This window comes from Nocardioides sp. LMS-CY, from assembly GCF_018732145.1.
GTDB classification, from domain to species: Bacteria; Actinomycetota; Actinomycetes; order Propionibacteriales; family Nocardioidaceae; genus Nocardioides; species Nocardioides soli.
The window spans coordinates 2,848,025-2,865,007 of the sequence record NZ_CP076104.1 but is presented as its reverse complement, the minus strand read 5'-3'; the positions used below and the strand labels follow the sequence as shown (position 1 = coordinate 2,865,007).

Genomic DNA, 16,983 nt, shown 5'->3' with positions numbered 1-16,983 from the left:
CGGACCGTGTCCACCGCCTTCTGGTCGAGGTCGGTCCAGTCGAGTGCAGAGGTCTTGCTCACAGGGTTCCTTTCCGGAGGTTCGGCCAGTGCCGAGCCTACTCAGGTCTGGCGATAGACTCCCATCCGTCCAGCATCGCTCCGGTGCCCACCATTCCTCCCGAGGACTCCCGTGACCTACGTCGGCCATTCGGCCTCTGCCGCGAGGCAGTCGACGGTCGGACGGGCGAGCGTGAAGGACATCGTGGCGGCGTACGTCGGGCTGACCAAGCCCCGCGTCATCGAGCTGTTGCTGCTGACGACCGTCCCGGTGATGTTCTACGCCGCCCGCGGCGTACCGGACCTGGGCCTGGTGGTCGCGACGGTGCTCGGCGGAGCGTTCTCCGCCGGGTCGGCGTCGGTGTTCAACTGCGTCTACGACCGCGACATCGACGAGCAGATGCGGCGCACCCGCCGGCGGGCGCTGCCCCGGCACATCGTCTCGCCCCGCGCGGCGCTCGTCTTCGGGTTCGTGCTGGCGATCCTGTCGACGGCGATCCTGCTGCTGTGGGTCAACCCGCTGTCCGCGGCGCTGTCGGTGGCGGCGAACGCCTTCTACGTCTTCGTGTACACGATGCTGCTCAAGCGGCGGACCACCCAGAACATCGTCTGGGGCGGCCTGGCCGGCTGCTTCCCGGCGCTGATCGGCTGGACCGCGGTCACCGGCTCGCTGTCGTGGACCCCGGTGGTGCTGTTCCTGGTGGTCTTCTTCTGGACGCCGCCGCACACCTGGGCGCTCGCGCTCCGCTACCGCGAGGACTACGCGAACGTCGACGTCCCGATGCTTCCGGTCGTCAAGCCCGCCCACGAGGTCGGGCGGCAGATCGTGATCTACAGCTGGGTGATGGTCGCCACGTCCCTGGCGCTCTGGCCGGTCGCCGACACCAGCGTCGTCTACCCGATCGCGGCGACCCTGCTGGGCGCGGTGTTCCTGGTCGAGGCGCACCGGATGTGGCGTCGCGCCCGCGGCACCGAGAGCCTCACCGTGATCCAGCCGATGCGGCTCTTCCACACCTCGAACCTCTACCTGTCGCTGCTGTTCGTCGCCGTCGCGATCGACCCGCTCGTCACCCGCTGACCGCTCGCGGGTCGGTGGTTTCGAGGCTCAGGCCTGGCGGCCTTCGCACCTCAACCACCGTGGTGGGGTGCCGGTGGTTGAGGTGTGAGGCGCGCGCGCTTGTACTGAGGTGCGAAGCGAAGCGAGCCTCGAAGTGCCGAGCCTCGAAACCACCCCGGCAGGACGGTCAGGACCGGTCGGGCTCGCGCACCTGCAACAGCGCCCAGGTGACCGCCGCGGAGGTGAGGCCGGCGCCGAGCATGTGGAAGCCGACGAGCACGATCGGCAGGTCGGTGAAGTACTGCACGAAGCCGATCAGGCCCTGGGACAGCTCGACCACGAGCAGCACGACCACCGCGGACCGGGTCCTGCGCGGCTGGCCGGTGGCGATCACCGCGAGGAGCAGGCCGATCGTCAGCCCGATGAGCAGGAACACCAGGTCGGCGTGCACCTGGCTCCACTGGAGCGGGTCGAGGCCGTTGCGCGGGGCGTCCGCGTCGCCGGCGTGCGGACCGGCGCCGGTCACGACGGTGCCGACGTAGAGCACCGCCCAGGCTGCGGCGAACGCCGACCACGCGAGCCAGACCAGCGCGCCCCGGGGCGGTACGGCGGGCGCGGGCCGGTCGATCCGATGCCGGAACAGCATGGCCAGGCCGACGATCGCCATCGAGACCAGCAGGTGCAGCGACACCACCCACGGATTGAGGTCGGTGAGGACGGTGATGCCGCCGATCGCCGCCTGGGCCGGGATGCCGAGTGCGATCAGCAGGGCGATCGCGCGCAGGTCGCGCCGGCGGGACTGCCAGGCGGCGATGAAGGTGGCGATGGCGATGGCGACCAGGACCCAGGTGAGCAGCCGGTTGCCGAACTCGATGGCCGAGTTGATCGAGTAGGCGCCGTGCGGGGTGAAGGACTCCTCGGTGCAGCGCGGCCAGGTGGGGCAGCCGAGCCCCGATCCGGTGAGCCGGACGACGCCGCCGGTGACGACGAGGCCGACGTTGGCCACGATCGAGGCCCAGGCCCACCCGACGAGCCACTCGTCGAGGTGGCGCAGCCGGTAGGTCAGTCGGCCCTGGGGCCGGTCGGTCACTCCCACTTGAACGTCCTAGCCGTGAGGACCGTGCCGAGGCCGGCCCAGATGATCAGTACGCCGAGATCGCGCCACGCCACGCCGCCGTCGATGAAGCCGATGCGCATCGCCTCGCCGAGGGCGCCGGACGGCAGCCACCGGACGATGTCGCCGAACGCGCCGTAGGCGCTGAGCGGCAGCACCACGCCGCCGCCGGTCATCAGCAGCAGGTAGATCAGGTTGGCCGCCGCGAGGGTGGCCTCGGCTCGGAGCACGCCGGCCACGAAGAGGCCGAGGCTGGCGAACGCCGCGGTGCCGAGCAGGATGGCCAGGGCCACGCCGAGCACGCCCGGCTTCGGCGTCCAGCCGAGCAGCTGGCCGACGCCGCCGATCACGATGATCTGCAGCAGCTCGACCAGCAGCAGGGCGAGCACCTTGCCGGCGAGCAGCCCGGACCGGGGGAGCGGCGAGCTGCCGAGCCGCTTGATCACGCCGTACCGGCGCTCGAAGCCGGTCGCGATGGCGAGCGAGGTGAACGACGTGGACATCACGGCCAGCGCGATCACGCCGGGGGTGAAGATGTCGACCAGGGGAGTGCCGGACTTGAGGTTCAGGGAGAGGTGCTCGCCCGCGGTGACGCCGCCCACCAGGACCATCACCGGGATCACCACGGCGAGCAGCAGCTGCTCGCCGTTGCGGAGCATCAGCTTGGCTTCCATACGGGCCTGCGCGACGACCTGGCGGTGCAGGGGCGCGGCCCCGGGTCGCGGGGTGAAGTCGAGCTCACTCATCGTCATCGTCCATCTCTCGCCCGGTGAGCTCCAGGAAGACGTCCTCGAGGGTGCGTGAGCCGAAGCTGATCGAGCGCACCCCGACGCCCTGCTCGGCGCTCCAGCGGTCGACCGAGGTCCGCAGCGCGGCCTCGGCGTCGACCGGGAGCTCCTGGTCGACGACGAGACGGACGGTCGCCGACGACCCGCGGGTGAGCTCCTCCGGCGTGCCCGAGGCGATCAGGCGGCCGCGATCGATGATGTGGACCTGGTCGGCGAGGTGCTCGGCCTCCTCCAGGTAGTGGGTCGTGAGCACCACGGTCACGCCGTCGTGCCGCAGTTCGCGCAGCAGGTCCCACGTTGTCCGCCGCGCCTGCGGGTCCATCCCGGCCGTCGGCTCGTCGACGAACACGATCTCGGGACGACCGACCAGCGCCATCGCCAGCCCGAGGCGCTGCTGCTGTCCCCCCGAGAGCCGGCGGTACGGCGTACGCCCGCAGTCGCCCAGGCCGAGGCGCTCGGCCAGCAGGGCGGTGTCGAGCGGGTGCGCGTGCAGGCGGGCGACGTGGTCGAGCATCTCCATCGCCTGCACCCCGCTCCACGCGCCACCGCCCTGGAGCATCACGCCGATCCGGGGCAGCAGGTCGGAGCGGTCGCGCACGGGGTCGAGGCCGAGCACCCGCACGCTGCCGGCCTGGGGGCGGCGGTAGCCCTCGCAGGTCTCGAGCGTCGTCGTCTTCCCGGCGCCGTTCGGGCCGAGCACGGCGGTGATCGTGTGTCGATCGACCGTCATCGACAGCCCGTCGACGGCGGCCTTCTCGCCGTACCTCATCACCAGGCCGTCGATCTCGACGGCGGCCGCGGGCGAGACGGCGGGGGAGGCAGCGGGCACGGCGGTCAGTCTAGGGACGGCCCCCGTGTGGCCCGGCTCACCCCTCGATCCAGGTAAGGGTTGCCTTCCTTGAACGGACCGAAGCATTAACGGCACACTGACGTTGTGGAATTCGACGAGGCGCTCCCCAGGGATGGGGGAGTCGGACCCGACCAGCCGACGCGGCAGCGCGTCGTGTGGTCGATCCTCGTCAACGGACCCTCGACCGCGGCGGCACTCGCCGAGCGGCTCGACCTCACCCCGGCGGCGGTCCGCCGCCACCTCGACCAGCTGCTCGAGGAGGGTGACGTCGAGGCGCGCGAGCCGCGCTCCCAGACCACCCGGGGCCGGGGCCGTCCGGCCAAGGTCTTCGCGCTGACCGAGGTCGGCCGCGAGGGCTTCGACCAGCAGTACGACGACCTCGCCGTGCAGGCGCTCCGGTTCGTCGCCGAGACCGGCGGCGAGCAGGCGGTCCGGGAGTTCGCCGCTCGCCGCGTGGCGTTCATCGAGGAGCGGTTCGACGGGATCCGCGCCGAGCACCCCGACCTCGGCTCGGCCGAGGTGCTGGCGAAGATCTTCAGCGACGAGGGGTACGCCGCGGCGGTCCGCGACCTGCCGATCGGGGAGCAGCTGTGCCAGCAGCACTGTCCGGTCTCGCACGTCGCCCACGAGTTCCCCCAGCTGTGCGAGGCCGAGACCGAGGCGATCAGCAAGGTCCTCGGGCGGCACGTGCAGCGTCTGGCCACCATCGCCCACGGCGACGGGGTCTGCACCACCTGCATCCCCGACGTACCGATCACCGACGTGCCCACGGACACCGACAAGAAGAAGGAGCGGGTCAGCTGATGACCTCGATCGAAGAACTCAACCCGGAGCTCCAGGGCATCGGCCGCTACGAGTTCGGCTGGGCCGACCCCGACGTGGCCGGCGCGTCCGCCCAGCGCGGGCTCAACGAGGCCGTCGTCCGCGACATCTCCGGCAAGAAGAACGAGCCGCAGTGGATGCTCGACCTGCGCCTGAAGGGCCTCAAGCTCTTCGACCGCAAGCCGATGCCGACCTGGGGCTCGGACCTGTCGACGATCGACTTCGACAACATCAAGTACTTCGTCCGCTCCAGCGAGAAGCAGGCGACCTCGTGGGAGGAGCTCCCCGAGGACATCAAGAACACCTACGACAGGCTCGGCATCCCCGAGGCGGAGAAGCAGCGCCTGGTCGCGGGCGTCGCCGCGCAGTACGAGTCGGAGGTCGTCTACCACTCGATCCGCGAGGACCTCGAGGAGAAGGGCGTCCTCTTCCTCGACACCGACACCGCGCTGAAGGAGCACGAGGACCTCTTCAAGGAGTACTTCGGCACCGTCATCCCGGTCGGCGACAACAAGTTCGCCGCGCTCAACACCTCGGTGTGGTCGGGTGGCTCCTTCATCTACGTGCCGCCGGGCGTGCACGTCGACATCCCGCTGCAGGCCTACTTCCGGATCAACACCGAGAACATGGGCCAGTTCGAGCGGACCCTGATCATCGTCGACGAGGACGCCTACGTGCACTACGTCGAGGGCTGCACGGCGCCGATCTACAGCTCCGACTCGCTGCACTCCGCGGTCGTCGAGATCATCGTGAAGAAGGGCGGCCGCTGCCGCTACACGACCATCCAGAACTGGTCGAACAACGTCTACAACCTCGTCACCAAGCGGGCGACCTGCGAGGCCGGCGCCACCATGGAGTGGGTCGACGGCAACATCGGCTCCAAGGTGACGATGAAGTACCCCGCCGTCTACCTGATGGGCGAGCACGCCAAGGGCGAGACGCTCTCGATCGCGTTCGCGGGCGAGGGGCAGCACCAGGACGCCGGCGCCAAGATGGTGCACGCCGCGCCGCACACCTCGAGCTCGATCCTGTCGAAGTCGGTGGCGCGCGGCGGCGGGCGTACGTCGTACCGCGGCCTGATCCAGGTCAACGAGGGCGCCCACGGCTCGAAGTCCAACGTGCTGTGCGACGCGCTGCTCGTCGACCAGATCAGCCGCTCCGACACCTACCCCTACGTCGACATCCGCGAGGACGACGTGTCGATGGGCCACGAGGCGAGCGTCTCGAAGGTCTCCGACGACCAGCTCTTCTACCTCATGTCGCGCGGCATGGAGGAGGACGAGGCCATGGCGATGATCGTCCGCGGCTTCGTGGAGCCGATCGCGAAGGAGCTGCCGATGGAGTACGCCCTCGAGCTCAACCGCCTGATCGAGCTGCAGATGGAAGGCGCGGTCGGCTGACGGCAGCCGCAGCCGGGTGGTTTCGAGGTTCGGCGCTGGCGCGCCTCACGCCTCAACCACCGTCACGGTGGTTGAGGCGTGAAGGCCGCCAGGCCTGAGCCTCGAAACCACCACCACGATCGGAAACGAAGAAAGCAGACCTAGTGACTGTGACCGACACTGCCCGCGAGAGCGTGGCTGCCTCCCTGGAGCAGGACCGGGTGGAGAGCCACCTCAACCCGCCCGCGTCGTACGACCTGGCGGACCACCCGGTCCCGACCGGCCGCGAGGAGATCTGGCGCTTCACGCCGCTCAAGCGGCTGCGCGGCATCCTCGACGGCGAGGCGTCGGCGGCGGCGCTGACCTGGGAGACGACGCTCCCGGCGGGTGTGACGCTCACCGAGGTCGGCGACGCCGAGGCCCGCGAGCTCGGCGAGCTGGCGCCCAACGACCGGCCGTCGGCGCTGGCCGCCGCGCATGCCGGCGGTGCGCTGCTGCTCGACGTGCCCGCGGAGGCCGAGGTGGCCGAGCCGATCGTGCTGCGCCTGCACGGCGAGTCGGTCGACGACCTGGTCTGGGGCCGCCTGCTGATCCGGGTGGGCCGCCACGCGCAGGCGACGATCGTGATCGTGCACACCGGCTCGGCGCGCTACTCCGCGCTGACCACGGCGCTGATCGGCGACGGCGCGGTCGCGAACATCCTGTCCCTGCAGGACTGGGACGACGACGCCGTGCACCTCGGCCGCGACGCGATCCGGGTCGGCCGCGACGCCACGATCAAGCACACCTCGATCTCCTTCGGCGGCGACCTGGTGCGGATGAACGCCAACGTCGAGTACGCCGGTCCCGGCGGCGACGCCGAGCTGCTCGGCCTCTACTTCGCCGACGAGGGCCAGCACCTGGAGCACCGGCTCTTCGCCGACCACACCGCCCCGAGGACCAAGAGCCACGTCCTCTACAAGGGCGCGCTGCAGGGCGAGGGCGCCCACACGGTCTGGATCGGCAACGTGCTGATCCGCAAGGTCGCCGAGGGCATCGAGACCTACGAGGAGAACCGCAACCTGGTGCTCTCCGACGGCTGCCAGGCCGACTCGGTGCCGAACCTCGAGATCGAGACCGGTGAGATCGAGGGCGCGGGCCACGCGTCGGCGACCGCCCGCTTCGACGACCAGCAGCTCTTCTACCTCCGCTCCCGGGGCGTCTCGGAGAAGGAGGCGCACCGGCTGGTCGTGCACGGCTTCTTCAACGACCTGATCCGCAAGGTCGGCATCCCGTCGATCGAGGAGAAGCTGCTCGAGACCGTCGAGGCCGAGCTGGCGAAGAACCTGCTGCAGGAGGACGCATCGTGAGCTACGAGCGCGCCTGTGCGACCAGCGAGGTGCCCACCGACGAGGCGCTCGGCGTCACGATCGGGGAGTACGAGATCGCGATCGCCCGCTGCAGCGACTCCGGCGTCGACGAGTTCTTCGCCGTCCAGGACCTCTGCACCCACGCCGCGGTCCCGCTGAGCGAGGGCGAGGTCGCCGACTGCACGGTCGAGTGCTGGCTGCACGGCTCCCGCTTCGACCTGCGCACCGGCAAGCCCACCGGCCTGCCGGCCACCGAACCAGTCGCGACCTTCCCCGTCGAGATCCGCGGGGACGAGGTCTTCGTCGACACCACGACCACCCTGAACGGAGTCACCCCTTCATGAGTGAGCGAAGCGAACTCATCATTCAAGTCAGTGCGCACGGTGCCTCGTGCGTGCCCGGAGCGAAGCGAGGACACGCATGAGTGTGTTGGAGATCAAGGACCTGCACGTCTCGGTCGAGACCGAGGACGGTCCGAAGGAGATCCTCAAGGGCGTCACCCTGACGATCGCGGACGGCGAGACGCACGCGATCATGGGCCCCAACGGCTCGGGCAAGTCGACGCTCGCCTACTCGGTCGCCGGGCACCCGAAGTACACCGTGACCGGCGGTTCGGTGACGCTCGACGGCGAGGACGTCCTCCAGATGTCCGTCGACGAGCGGGCCCGCGCCGGCCTGTTCCTGGCGATGCAGTACCCCGTCGAGGTGCCCGGCGTCTCCGTCGCCAACTTCCTGCGCACCGCCAAGACCGCCATCGACGGTGAGGCCCCGAAGCTGCGCACCTGGGTCAAGGACGTCAACGCCGCCCTCGGCCACCTCGACCTCGACCCGACGTTCTCGCAGCGCTCGGTCAACGAGGGCTTCTCCGGCGGGGAGAAGAAGCGCCACGAGATCGCCCAGCTCGAGCTGCTGAACCCGAAGGTCGCGATCCTCGACGAGACCGACTCCGGCCTCGACATCGACGCGCTCAAGATCGTCTCCGAGGGCGTCAACCGGTTCCGCGGCCAGGAGGGCAAGGGGGTCCTGCTGATCACCCACTACACCCGCATCCTGCGCTACATCCAGCCCGACTACGTGCACGTGTTCGTGGCCGGCCGCGTGGCCGAGTCCGGCGGTGCCGAGCTCGCGGAGCAGCTCGAGGCCGAGGGCTACGAGAAGTACCTCGCCGGGGCGGCGGTCTGACATGACCACGACCCAGCTGGCCGGCCTCCTCCCCGAACTGGAGGTGATCCGCGCCGACTTCCCGATCCTGGAGCGCACGGTCGCGGGCGGCCTGCCGCTGGTCTATCTCGACAGCGCGAACACCTCCCAGAAGCCGCAGGTGGTCATCGACACGATGGTCGATCACCTCGAGCGTCACAACGCGAACGTCGCCCGGGCGATGCACGCCCTGGGCGCGGAGTCGACCGAGGCGTTCGAGGGCGGCCGCGACCGGGTGGCGGCGTTCCTCAACGCGCCCAGCCGCGATGAGGTGATCTTCACCAAGAACGCCTCCGAGGCGCTGAACCTGGTCGCGAACACCCTCGCGTGGGCGCAGGGGCCGCTGCGGGTCGGCGAGGGCGACGTGGTCGTCACCACCGAGATGGAGCACCACTCCAACATCGTGCCGTGGCAGCTGCTCACCGAGCGCACCGGCGCGACGCTGAAGTGGTTCGGCATCACCGACGACGGCCACCTCGACCTGGCGAACATCGACGAGCTGATCTCCGAGCGCACCAAGGTCGTCACGCTGACCTGGGTCTCGAACATGCTCGGCACCATCAACCCGGTCGCCGAGATCGCCCGCCGGGCCCACGAGGTCGGCGCGATCGTCGTGCTCGACGCCTCGCAGGCCGCGCCGCAGCTGCCGGTCGACGTGGTCGCGTGCGGCGCCGACGTCGTGGTCTTCACCGGCCACAAGGTGGTCGGCCCGACCGGCATCGGCGTGCTGTGGGGCCGGCGCGAGCTGCTCGAGCAGCTGCCGCCCTTCCTCGGCGGCGGCGAGATGATCGAGACCGTGCGGATGGAGGGCTCGACGTACGCCGGGATCCCGCACAAGTTCGAGGCCGGCACCCCGCCGATCGTCGAGGCCGTGGGCCTGGGCGCGGCGGTCGACTACCTTTCGCACATCGGCATGGACGCGATCCACCGCCACGAGCAGGCGATCACGGCGTACGCCCTCGAGGGCCTGCAGACCGTCCGCGGCCTGACCGTGCTCGGCCCGCTCGACGCGGCCGAGCGCGGGGGCGCGATCTCGTTCGAGCTCGACGGCGTGCACCCGCACGACGTGGCGCAGGTGCTCGACTCGCGCGGCGTCGCCGTGCGCGCGGGCCACCACTGCGCGAAGCCCGCGCACGCCCGCTTCGGCGTGCAGAGCTCGACCCGGATGTCGTCGTACCTCTACACGACGCCCGCCGAGATCGACGCGCTCGTCGACGGCCTGGAATACACCCGCTCGTACTTCAAGTTGGGCTGATGATGAGCCACGAACTCGACTCGCTCTACCAGGACATCATCCTCGACCACGCGAAGCGCCGGCTGAACGCCGGGCTGCGCGAGCCGTTCGAGGCCGAGGTCCACCACGTCAACCCGACCTGCGGCGACGAAGTCACGCTGCGGCTGCACCTGGAGGGCGATGTCATCCGCGACATCTCCTACGACAACCAGGGCTGCTCGATCTCGTCGGCGTCGGCCTCGGTGATGACCGAGCTGCTGATCGGCAAGACGGTCGCGGAGGCGAAGCCGATCCACGACGCGTTCCTCGAGATGATGCGCGGCAAGGGCCAGGTCGAGCCCGACGAGGATGTCCTCGAGGACGCGATCGCCTTCGCCGGGGCCGCCAAGCTGACGGCTCGCATCAAGTGCGCACTACTGTCGTGGATGGCTTACCAAGACGCTCTCGTCCGAGCCCAGGAGGAATCCGATGTCTGACACTGGTTCGATCGACCACGGCGACCTCCCCGAGGTCCCCGAGGCCACCGGTGGCGTGGCCACCTCCACCGTCACCGTCGACGACGTCACCGAGGCGATGAAGGACGTCGTCGACCCCGAGCTGGGCATCAACGTCGTCGACCTCGGCCTCGTCTACGGCGTGCACGTCGACGAGGACACCAACGTCGTCATCGACATGACGCTCACCTCGGCCGCCTGCCCGCTCACCGACGTGATCCAGGACCAGACCAACGGCGCCCTGGAGGGCCTGGTCAACGATGTCCTGATCAACTGGGTCTGGATGCCCCCGTGGGGCCCGGACAAGATCACCGAGGACGGCCGCGAGCAACTGCGCGCCCTCGGCTTCAACGTCTGAGCCGCGACGGGCGGCTCGCCCGCTTCGGGCTCGTGCGGGTTTCGGCTGCTGACAGCCAGGCCCCGCACGACACGCCGTGCCGGCCCGGCATGTCGTGCGGGTTTCGGCTGCTGGCAGCCGAAACCCGCGGCCCCGCCGACCCTCAGCGGGGCGGGGCCGGCTCGAACCTGAGCGGGGTGTCCTCGGCGCCGGCCGTCGACGTCGCCCGGGCCCGGTGGTGGGCCCCGTCGACGACGACGTCCACGTCGTACCTGAAGGGGCCGTCACCGAGCCCGTCGACCTCGGCGTCCACGACCCCGCGCGCGGTGAGCAGGACGTAGCGGTCGCCGGCGCAGCCCTGGTCGCCGACGCGCAGGTCGAAGGTCTCGGAGCGCTCGGAGCCGGTCACGCTCACCGTTCCGCCGACCGCGCCGTCGACCGCGGCACCGTCGAGCACCACCTGCACGGTGCCACTGCCGCCCTCGTACGGACCGTTCTGGTGCAGGTGCGCCCACGACATCGGGGCAACGGCGCCTGAGGTGTCGCCGCCGGCAGACGGCTGGACGAAGAGCGAGACCTGGTACTCGCCGCCCGGCCCGCTGGGGGTCAGGTCGTACCGGCCGTCGCCCGTCGGGGTGAGCAGCACCGGGTAGACGGCGCACCGGCGCTCGCCCAGGAGGCTCACCGACCAGGTGGCGCCGACGTCCGCGAAGCCCGCCTCGGCCCGGGCCACGGCGCCGAGGACCGGCAGCTCGTCCCATGGCGGGGAGATCATGTCGACGCAGCGGGTGCCCCAGCAGTAGGACCCCTGCCAGGCTTCGGCCTGGGGACCGTCGCCGCGCACCACGACGGGCGGCGGCGTGCCGCCGGACCCGGACGGCGGTACGGCGAGAGGCGGTGGGGTGGCTGCCGCGGTCGCTGTCGGTGGCGCCTCGGCCGGGCCGGACGGCGCCGACGCCCCGTTCGCCAGGGCTGCGGCGCCGACCGCGCAGACCGCGACCGCGGCGGCCGCGATGCCGGCCGCCCGACGGCGGGAACGCCGGGAGCGGTCGTCGGTGCCGGACGGGTCGGGTTCGCTGGCCATGAGGGTTGTACGCGCCCGACCCGCGATCGGTTCCGCCGACCGGATAGCGTCGGGCCCGTGGAGGTGCTCGTACCCGCGTCGCGACTGGTCCGTTGGGTCGAGAACTTCACCCAGCGTCACGGAGACACCTCGCTGGGGGTCGTCGACGGCGCCCTGACGGGCTCCGCGGCCGACCGGTCCACCTTCACGGCCCGGCTGCCCTTCGACGCGCCGTACGTCGGGCCGCCTGAAGCGTCGTCCTTCGCCGCCGCGGTCGGCGCCCCCGACGACTGGGGCGTGCTGCTGGTGCGCAAGGGCGGGTTCGCGATCGCCCGGTTGCGCGGCCTGACCACCACCGACAGCAAGGTCGGTCAGCGCCACGTCCAGGGCCGCACGAAGGCGGGCGGACAGAGCCAGCAGCGGTTCGCCCGGCGCCGCGACAACCAGGCGCGGCAGGCGTTCGAGGCGGCGGCGGACCACGCCGCGCGCGTGCTGGCCGGCCTCGCCGGGCCGGTGGTGGCCGGGGGAGACCATGTCGCGGTCGACGAGGTGCTCGCCGACCCCCGGCTGCGCGGCCTGGGCGTGGTCGGCCCGTGGCTCGCCGTACCCGATCCGAAGCGAGGTGTCCTGGAGCAGGCCGTGTCCGACGCGTGCGCGGCCCGGGTCGAGGTCCACAACGCCTGATCCGGGCGGCGGTACCGTCGGTGCGTGACCGACGAGCGCGTCATCGAGATCAGCGGTCTGGTGAAGACGTTCGGGAGCGTGCGCGCCCTCGACGGGCTGGACCTCGAGGTGCGGGCGGGGGAGGTGCACGGCTTCCTCGGGCCCAACGGGGCCGGCAAGTCCACGACGATCCGCGTGGTGCTCGGCCTGCTGCGCAAGGACGGCGGCGAGGTCCGCCTCTTCGGCGGCGACCCGTGGCGACAGGCGGCCGAGCTGCACCGACGGCTCGCCTACGTGCCCGGTGACGTCAACCTCTGGCCGAACCTCACCGGCGGCGAGGTGATCGACCTGCTCGGCCGGCTCCGCGGCGGCGTCGACGAGCGGCGCCGCGCCGAGCTGATCGCGGCGTTCGAGCTCGATCCGACCAAGAAGGGCCGGGCCTACTCGAAGGGCAACCGGCAGAAGGTCGCACTCGTCGCCGCGCTCGCCTCCGACGTCGACCTGCTGGTGCTCGACGAGCCGACGTCGGGGCTCGACCCGCTGATGGAGGCGGTCTTCCGGCGCTACGTCGACGCCTTCCGCGACCGGGGCCACGCCGTGCTGCTCAGCAGCCACATCCTGGCCGAGGTCGAGGAGCTCGGCGACCGCGTCAGCATCATCCGGTCCGGCCGCGTGGTCGAGAGCGGCACGCTCGCGGACCTCCGGCACCTGACCCGCACGTCGGTGAGCGCCGAGCTCGAGCGCCACGTCGACGGGCTCGACGGCGTCCCCGGCGTACACGACCTGGTCGTCGAGGGCACCCGGGTCCGGTTCCAGGTCGACACCGCCCAGCTCGACCCCGCGCTCGGCGTCCTGGTCAGGAGTGGGGTGCGCACGCTGACCAGCCAGCCGCCCACGCTCGAGGAGCTGTTCCTGCGGCACTACGGCGACCGGGTCGACGACGCCCCGGGAGAGGAGTCGTGACCGGCTGGGCGTCGTTCCTGCGGCTCTTCCTGCGCCGCGACCGCTGGATGCTGCTGTGGTGGGGCCTGGGCACCATGCTCCTCTACGTCAGCCAGGCGGTGAGCGTCGACGACCTCTACGCCACCCAGGCGGAGTTCGACCGCGCGGCGGCGAGCATGGAGGGCAACGCGGCCTTCATCGCGATGGCCGGGCCCGCCCGGGCGCTCAACACCACCGGCGGCCAGGTGTTCTGGCAGGCGTCCGCGTTCGGCGCGATCGTCGCGGGGCTGATGAGCATGTTCATCGTCGGGCGACACACCCGCGCCGAGGAGGAGACCGGGCGCGACGAGCTGCTCCGAGCCACGGCGGTCGGTCGCCTCGCACCGACCACGGCGGCTCTGGTCGCCGCGGCGATCGCCAACGTGCTCCTCGGCGTGCTGGTGGCGGGCAGCCTGGTGCTCTACGGGCTCGCGGTCGCGGACTCGATCGGCACCGGCGTCGGCCTGACCCTGTGCGGCTGGTTCTTCTCCGCGACCGCCCTGGTGGCCGCCCAGCTGACCACGAGCACGCGCGCGACGTACGGCGTCGCCGGCATCGTCATCGCGGTCTCCTACGTGCTGCGCGCGGTCGGCGACGTCGGGAACGGCGTGGCGAGCTGGCTGTCGCCGATCGGCTGGTACCAGGCCATGCACCCCTTCTCCGGCCTGCGCTGGTGGCCGGCGCTGCTCCTGGTCGCGGGCACGGCGGCCGCGGCCACGGTCGCCTACCGGCTGTTCGTGGGCCGCGACTACGGCTCGGGCGTGCTGGCCGCGCGTCCGGGCCCGCCGCGCGCGCCGACGACGCTCTCGGGCGGCTTCGGACTCGCGTGGCGGTTGCAGCGCGCACCGATGCTCAGCTGGACGGCGGGCATGTTCGCGCTCGGCCTGGTGTACGGGTCGATGGGCAACGACGTCTCGGACCTCGTCGGCGACTCCGAGACGTCCCAGGAGATGTTCCTGCAGGGCAGCAGCGACATCGTCGAGGGCTTCTACGCGACCTCGATGATCATGCTCGCACTGATCGTCTGCGGCTTCGCGATCTCCTCGACGCTGCGTCCGCGCGGCGAGGAGGACGACGGGCACCTCGAGGTGGTGCTGGCGACCGCGCTCCCGCGCTCGCGATGGCTGCTCGCGCATGTGGCGATGACGGTCGCCGGCACGGCTGCGGCGCTCGCCGCCGCCGGGGTCGGGCTGGCGGTCGGCTACTCGCTGGTCACCGGCACCTCCGACGAGCTCTGGCACCTGTCCGTGCCGCTGCTCCAGTACGCCCCGGCGGTGCTCGTGCTCAGCGGCGTCGCCCGGCTCCTGTACGGCGTCTCGCCCCGCCTGATGGTGGTCGCGTGGCTGCCCCTGGTCCTGGCCGCGGTCGTGATGCTGTTCGGCGACCTGCTGTCGATCCCACAGTGGGTCCAGGACGTCTCGCCGTTCGAGCATCTCGCGCTGGTCCCGGCCCAGGACGTCGACTGGGCGGCGCTCGTCGGCGTCGCCCTGGTCGCCGTCGCCCTGAGTGTCGCGGGCCAACTGGCCTTCCGGTGGCGCGACGTGCACTAGCGTGCCCAGCATGTGGCAGCCCGAACCCGGGTGGCACCCGCTGCCCGGCGGCAGCGGCGCGTCCACGGTTGGTGTCTGGAGGACGGTCGTCGGCGACCAGCCCGTGGCGGTCAAACGACTCGCCGCGCCGACCCCCGGGGACCCCGACGAGCTGTCCGACCCGCGGCACTTCGCCTACTGGCGGCGCGCGGCCGACGTGGTCGCGGTCGGCACGGTCGACGACACACCCGGGCTGCGGGGGCCGCGGCTGGGGGCGGTTGAGGAGGACGCCTCCGGCATCACGATCACCCAGGAGTGGGTCGAGGACGCCTCGAGCAGCGGGCTGTTCTGCGCGCACGCCCTCGGCCGCTTCGCCGGAGCGCAGCTCGCTCCCGCGCCCTGGCTGGCTCGCAACCAGCTGCGCGACCGGCTGACCCGGGTCGAGCGGTCCGGCGGCTGGCAGACCCTCGCCCGGACGACGGTCGCCGACGTCGCCGACCACCTGTGGTCGCGTCGCGTCGAGCTGCTGGGCGCCGTCGACGCGCTGGTGCAGGTGCCGCAGCACGGCGACGCCGTACCCGCCAACCTGCTCGGCCGGTCGGCGGACGACGTCGTCGCGATCGACTGGGCGACCCTCGGCACCGGCCCGGTCGGCGCCGACCTCGGCTACTTCGCCCTGGCCGCCCGCGAGGAGCTGGAGCCGCTCGTCGACGCCTACCTGTTGGGGCTGCCCGGCGGCCTGGCCACCCGGGAGGAGGTCATGCTCGGCGCGCGGGTGACCACCGTCTACACGGTGCTGAACCGGGCGGAGTGGGCGCTGGCCCGGGCCGCCCGCGGCGAGGGTGCGCTCGCCGGGAAGTTCCGCCACCCCGCGGTCGCGCCGTACCTGCGCGCGCTGCAGCGGCAGTTCCCGCACATCGAGGCGTTGGTGCAGGGCTGAGATCGGGATAGTCCGTCACGAATCGGTTGTTCGAGGGCGGGATGGTCGACCAGAACGTGACGGACTATCGCTCGGACCGCAGGCGTCGGGTTAGCGCAAGCATCGGGATAGTCCGTCACGAATCGGTTGCTCGAGGGCGGGGTCGACGACCAGAACGTGACGGACTATCGCGGCAGCCCCTCACAAAGCCCCAGGCGCGAACGTGTCGCACGCGTCGAGGGTGCCCTCCCGGTAGCCGCGGGTGAACCACTCGACCCGCTGCTGCGCTGAGCCGTGGGTCCAGGAGTCCGGGTCGACCTGGCCGCCGGAGGCGGACTGGATCCGGTCGTCGCCGACGGCGGTGGCGGCCGCGATCGCCTGCTCGACGTCCTGGCGGGTCAGATCGGAGATGAGCACGGCGCCCTGGGCGTCCTGGGTGCCGGTGGCAGACCCGGCCCACATGCCGGCGTAGCAGTCGGCCTGGAGCTCGAGGCGCACGGCGTCGCTGCGGGCACCCTGCTGCGTCCTGACCCGCCCCATCGTGCCGAGCAGGTTCTGGACGTGGTGGCCGTACTCGTGGGCGAGCACGTACGGCTCCACGAACGCGCCCGACGGCCCGGCCAGCCGGTCCTGGAGCACGTCGGCGAAGAACGTCGTGTCCAGGTAGATCGTCTGGTCGACGGGGCAGTAGAACGGCCCGACGTCGGCGGACGCCGAGCCGCAGCCCGTCGACACCGCACCGGAGAAGGTCCGCAGCGACCTCTCGGGCGTGAACGCCGTCGCCGACTGCTCCGGCAGCGTCGAGGACCAGTAGTCGTAGAGGGAGTTCTCGACGGCGACCCGGGCGCAGTCGGCCGACCGGTTCGCGTCGTCGCCGGTCTCGCAGGAGGCATAGCGGTCGGTGTCGGCCATCCGGCCGGTGTCGTACGCCGTGGGGGAGTCGCCGCCGCCGAGGACCATGCTTAGCCCGACGATCACCAGGACCACGAGCAGCCCGCCCACGCCGCCGCCAGCCAGCCCACCCGGGATCGGGATCCCGCCCGAGCGACCGGCCGCGCGACCTCCGGCACCCCGGCCGGCGTCCGACGTACGCCGCGTGTCCAGCCGTGCCTTCGGGTTGAACCGCATGACCACGCTCCACAGCCGAGCCGCCGATGTCAGACAGG

General features: G+C 71.5%; 18 protein-coding genes. 13 read left to right on the top strand and 5 right to left on the bottom strand.

All coding sequences use genetic code 11. The features are described 5' to 3' along the window. Positions 1-171 precede the first annotated feature (171 nt). Positions 172-1,116, top strand: coding sequence for a heme o synthase (locus KM427_RS13845; protein ID WP_183594551.1), 945 nt, complete (start codon positions 172-174; stop codon positions 1,114-1,116). Between the two features lie 166 nt (positions 1,117-1,282). On the opposite strand, the gene KM427_RS13840 is transcribed toward KM427_RS13845, so the two are convergent. The 3 genes from KM427_RS13840 to KM427_RS13830 are packed head-to-tail and all read right to left on the bottom strand — an operon-like array spanning position 1,283 to position 3,826. Beyond that, positions 1,283-2,191, bottom strand: coding sequence for a COX15/CtaA family protein (locus tag KM427_RS13840; protein WP_252274478.1), 909 nt, complete (start codon positions 2,189-2,191; stop codon positions 1,283-1,285). Then, positions 2,182-2,955 carry an ABC transporter permease gene (locus KM427_RS13835; protein WP_215524232.1) on the bottom strand — a complete coding sequence of 258 codons (774 nt, stop codon included), beginning with the start codon at positions 2,953-2,955 and terminating at the stop codon, positions 2,182-2,184. The genes KM427_RS13840 and KM427_RS13835 overlap by 10 nt, the downstream gene beginning before the upstream one ends. Then, positions 2,948-3,826 (bottom strand): ABC transporter ATP-binding protein, encoded by an 879-nt coding sequence (locus tag KM427_RS13830; RefSeq protein WP_252274476.1) that lies wholly within the window; start codon positions 3,824-3,826, stop codon positions 2,948-2,950. The genes KM427_RS13835 and KM427_RS13830 overlap by 8 nt, the downstream gene beginning before the upstream one ends. A 105-nt stretch (positions 3,827-3,931) precedes the next feature. Between KM427_RS13830 and KM427_RS13825 the strand changes: the two genes are divergently transcribed. The 8 genes from KM427_RS13825 to KM427_RS13790 all read left to right on the top strand — a co-directional run bounded on the left by KM427_RS13825 (position 3,932) and on the right by KM427_RS13790 (position 10,683). Then, complete coding sequence (locus tag KM427_RS13825; RefSeq protein WP_215524231.1) at positions 3,932-4,651, top strand: helix-turn-helix transcriptional regulator; 720 nt, start codon at positions 3,932-3,934, stop codon at positions 4,649-4,651. Next, complete coding sequence (gene sufB / locus KM427_RS13820) at positions 4,651-6,069, top strand: Fe-S cluster assembly protein SufB (RefSeq protein ID WP_183594556.1); 1,419 nt, start codon at positions 4,651-4,653, stop codon at positions 6,067-6,069. The genes KM427_RS13825 and sufB overlap by 1 nt, the downstream gene beginning before the upstream one ends. A gap of 149 nt (positions 6,070-6,218) precedes the next feature. Then, complete coding sequence (gene sufD, locus KM427_RS13815; protein WP_343057985.1) at positions 6,219-7,397, top strand: Fe-S cluster assembly protein SufD; 1,179 nt, start codon at positions 6,219-6,221, stop codon at positions 7,395-7,397. After that, entirely contained in the window at positions 7,394-7,741 is a 348-nt protein-coding gene (locus tag KM427_RS13810; protein WP_215524230.1) for a non-heme iron oxygenase ferredoxin subunit, read from the top strand. Before sufD ends, KM427_RS13810 begins: the two co-directional genes overlap by 4 nt. Before the next feature lie 76 nt (positions 7,742-7,817). Then, positions 7,818-8,579 carry a Fe-S cluster assembly ATPase SufC gene (sufC, locus tag KM427_RS13805; protein WP_183594562.1) on the top strand — a complete coding sequence of 254 codons (762 nt, stop codon included), beginning with the start codon at positions 7,818-7,820 and terminating at the stop codon, positions 8,577-8,579. 1 nt (position 8,580) lies between these two features. Next, the gene (locus tag KM427_RS13800) at positions 8,581-9,852 is read left to right on the top strand and encodes a cysteine desulfurase (RefSeq protein ID WP_215524229.1); all 1,272 of its coding nucleotides are present in this window, start codon (positions 8,581-8,583) and stop codon (positions 9,850-9,852) included. Positions 9,853-9,854: 2 nt separating this feature from the next. Further along, a complete protein-coding gene (gene sufU / locus KM427_RS13795; RefSeq protein ID WP_183594814.1) occupies positions 9,855-10,307 on the top strand; it encodes a Fe-S cluster assembly sulfur transfer protein SufU in 453 nt (150 codons plus the stop codon). A 97-nt stretch (positions 10,308-10,404) separates the two neighbouring features. Further along, the gene (locus KM427_RS13790; protein ID WP_246391445.1) at positions 10,405-10,683 is read left to right on the top strand and encodes a metal-sulfur cluster assembly factor; all 279 of its coding nucleotides are present in this window, start codon (positions 10,405-10,407) and stop codon (positions 10,681-10,683) included. A gap of 142 nt (positions 10,684-10,825) precedes the next feature. On the opposite strand, the gene KM427_RS13785 is transcribed toward KM427_RS13790, so the two are convergent. Further along, on the bottom strand, positions 10,826-11,746 hold the full coding sequence (locus KM427_RS13785) for a hypothetical protein (RefSeq protein ID WP_215524228.1): 921 nt from the start codon (positions 11,744-11,746) through the stop codon (positions 10,826-10,828). Positions 11,747-11,803: 57 nt separating this feature from the next. Here KM427_RS13785 and KM427_RS13780 point away from each other — a divergent pair, with 57 nt between their 5' ends. From KM427_RS13780 to KM427_RS13765, 4 genes are read left to right on the top strand one after another with little or no spacing between them, the layout of a single operon-like run. Further along, positions 11,804-12,409, top strand: a complete 606-nt coding sequence (locus tag KM427_RS13780) for an acVLRF1 family peptidyl-tRNA hydrolase (RefSeq protein WP_215524227.1) — start codon at positions 11,804-11,806, stop codon at positions 12,407-12,409. Between the two features lie 24 nt (positions 12,410-12,433). Then, on the top strand, positions 12,434-13,351 hold the full coding sequence (locus tag KM427_RS13775) for an ABC transporter ATP-binding protein (RefSeq protein WP_183594571.1): 918 nt from the start codon (positions 12,434-12,436) through the stop codon (positions 13,349-13,351). Next, on the top strand, positions 13,348-14,919 hold the full coding sequence (locus KM427_RS13770) for an ABC transporter permease (RefSeq protein WP_215524226.1): 1,572 nt from the start codon (positions 13,348-13,350) through the stop codon (positions 14,917-14,919). The genes KM427_RS13775 and KM427_RS13770 overlap by 4 nt, the downstream gene beginning before the upstream one ends. Positions 14,920-14,929: 10 nt before the next feature. Further along, on the top strand, positions 14,930-15,838 hold the full coding sequence (locus KM427_RS13765) for a phosphotransferase (protein ID WP_215524225.1): 909 nt from the start codon (positions 14,930-14,932) through the stop codon (positions 15,836-15,838). Between the two features lie 180 nt (positions 15,839-16,018). Here KM427_RS13765 and ypfJ read toward each other — a convergent pair whose 3' ends face one another. Beyond that, the gene (gene ypfJ, locus KM427_RS13760) at positions 16,019-16,945 is read right to left on the bottom strand and encodes a KPN_02809 family neutral zinc metallopeptidase (protein WP_215524224.1); all 927 of its coding nucleotides are present in this window, start codon (positions 16,943-16,945) and stop codon (positions 16,019-16,021) included. Positions 16,946-16,983: the final 38 nt, after the last annotated feature.

Excerpts from the sequence above, each read along its gene's own strand:
- KM427_RS13835 (WP_215524232.1), bottom strand. The coding sequence starts at position 2,955 with ATGAGTGAGCTCGACTTCACCCCGCGACCCGGGGCCGCGCCCCTGCAC.
- sufU (WP_183594814.1), top strand. The coding sequence starts at position 9,855 with ATGAGCCACGAACTCGACTCGCTCTACCAGGACATCATCCTCGACCAC.
- sufB (WP_183594556.1), top strand. The coding sequence starts at position 4,651 with ATGACCTCGATCGAAGAACTCAACCCGGAGCTCCAGGGCATCGGCCGC.
- KM427_RS13785 (WP_215524228.1), bottom strand. The coding sequence starts at position 11,746 with ATGGCCAGCGAACCCGACCCGTCCGGCACCGACGACCGCTCCCGGCGT.
- sufC (WP_183594562.1), top strand. The coding sequence starts at position 7,818 with ATGAGTGTGTTGGAGATCAAGGACCTGCACGTCTCGGTCGAGACCGAG.
- KM427_RS13790 (WP_246391445.1), top strand. The coding sequence starts at position 10,405 with ATGAAGGACGTCGTCGACCCCGAGCTGGGCATCAACGTCGTCGACCTC.
- KM427_RS13800 (WP_215524229.1), top strand. The coding sequence starts at position 8,581 with ATGACCACGACCCAGCTGGCCGGCCTCCTCCCCGAACTGGAGGTGATC.
- KM427_RS13765 (WP_215524225.1), top strand. The coding sequence starts at position 14,930 with ATGTGGCAGCCCGAACCCGGGTGGCACCCGCTGCCCGGCGGCAGCGGC.
- ypfJ (WP_215524224.1), bottom strand. The coding sequence starts at position 16,945 with ATGCGGTTCAACCCGAAGGCACGGCTGGACACGCGGCGTACGTCGGAC.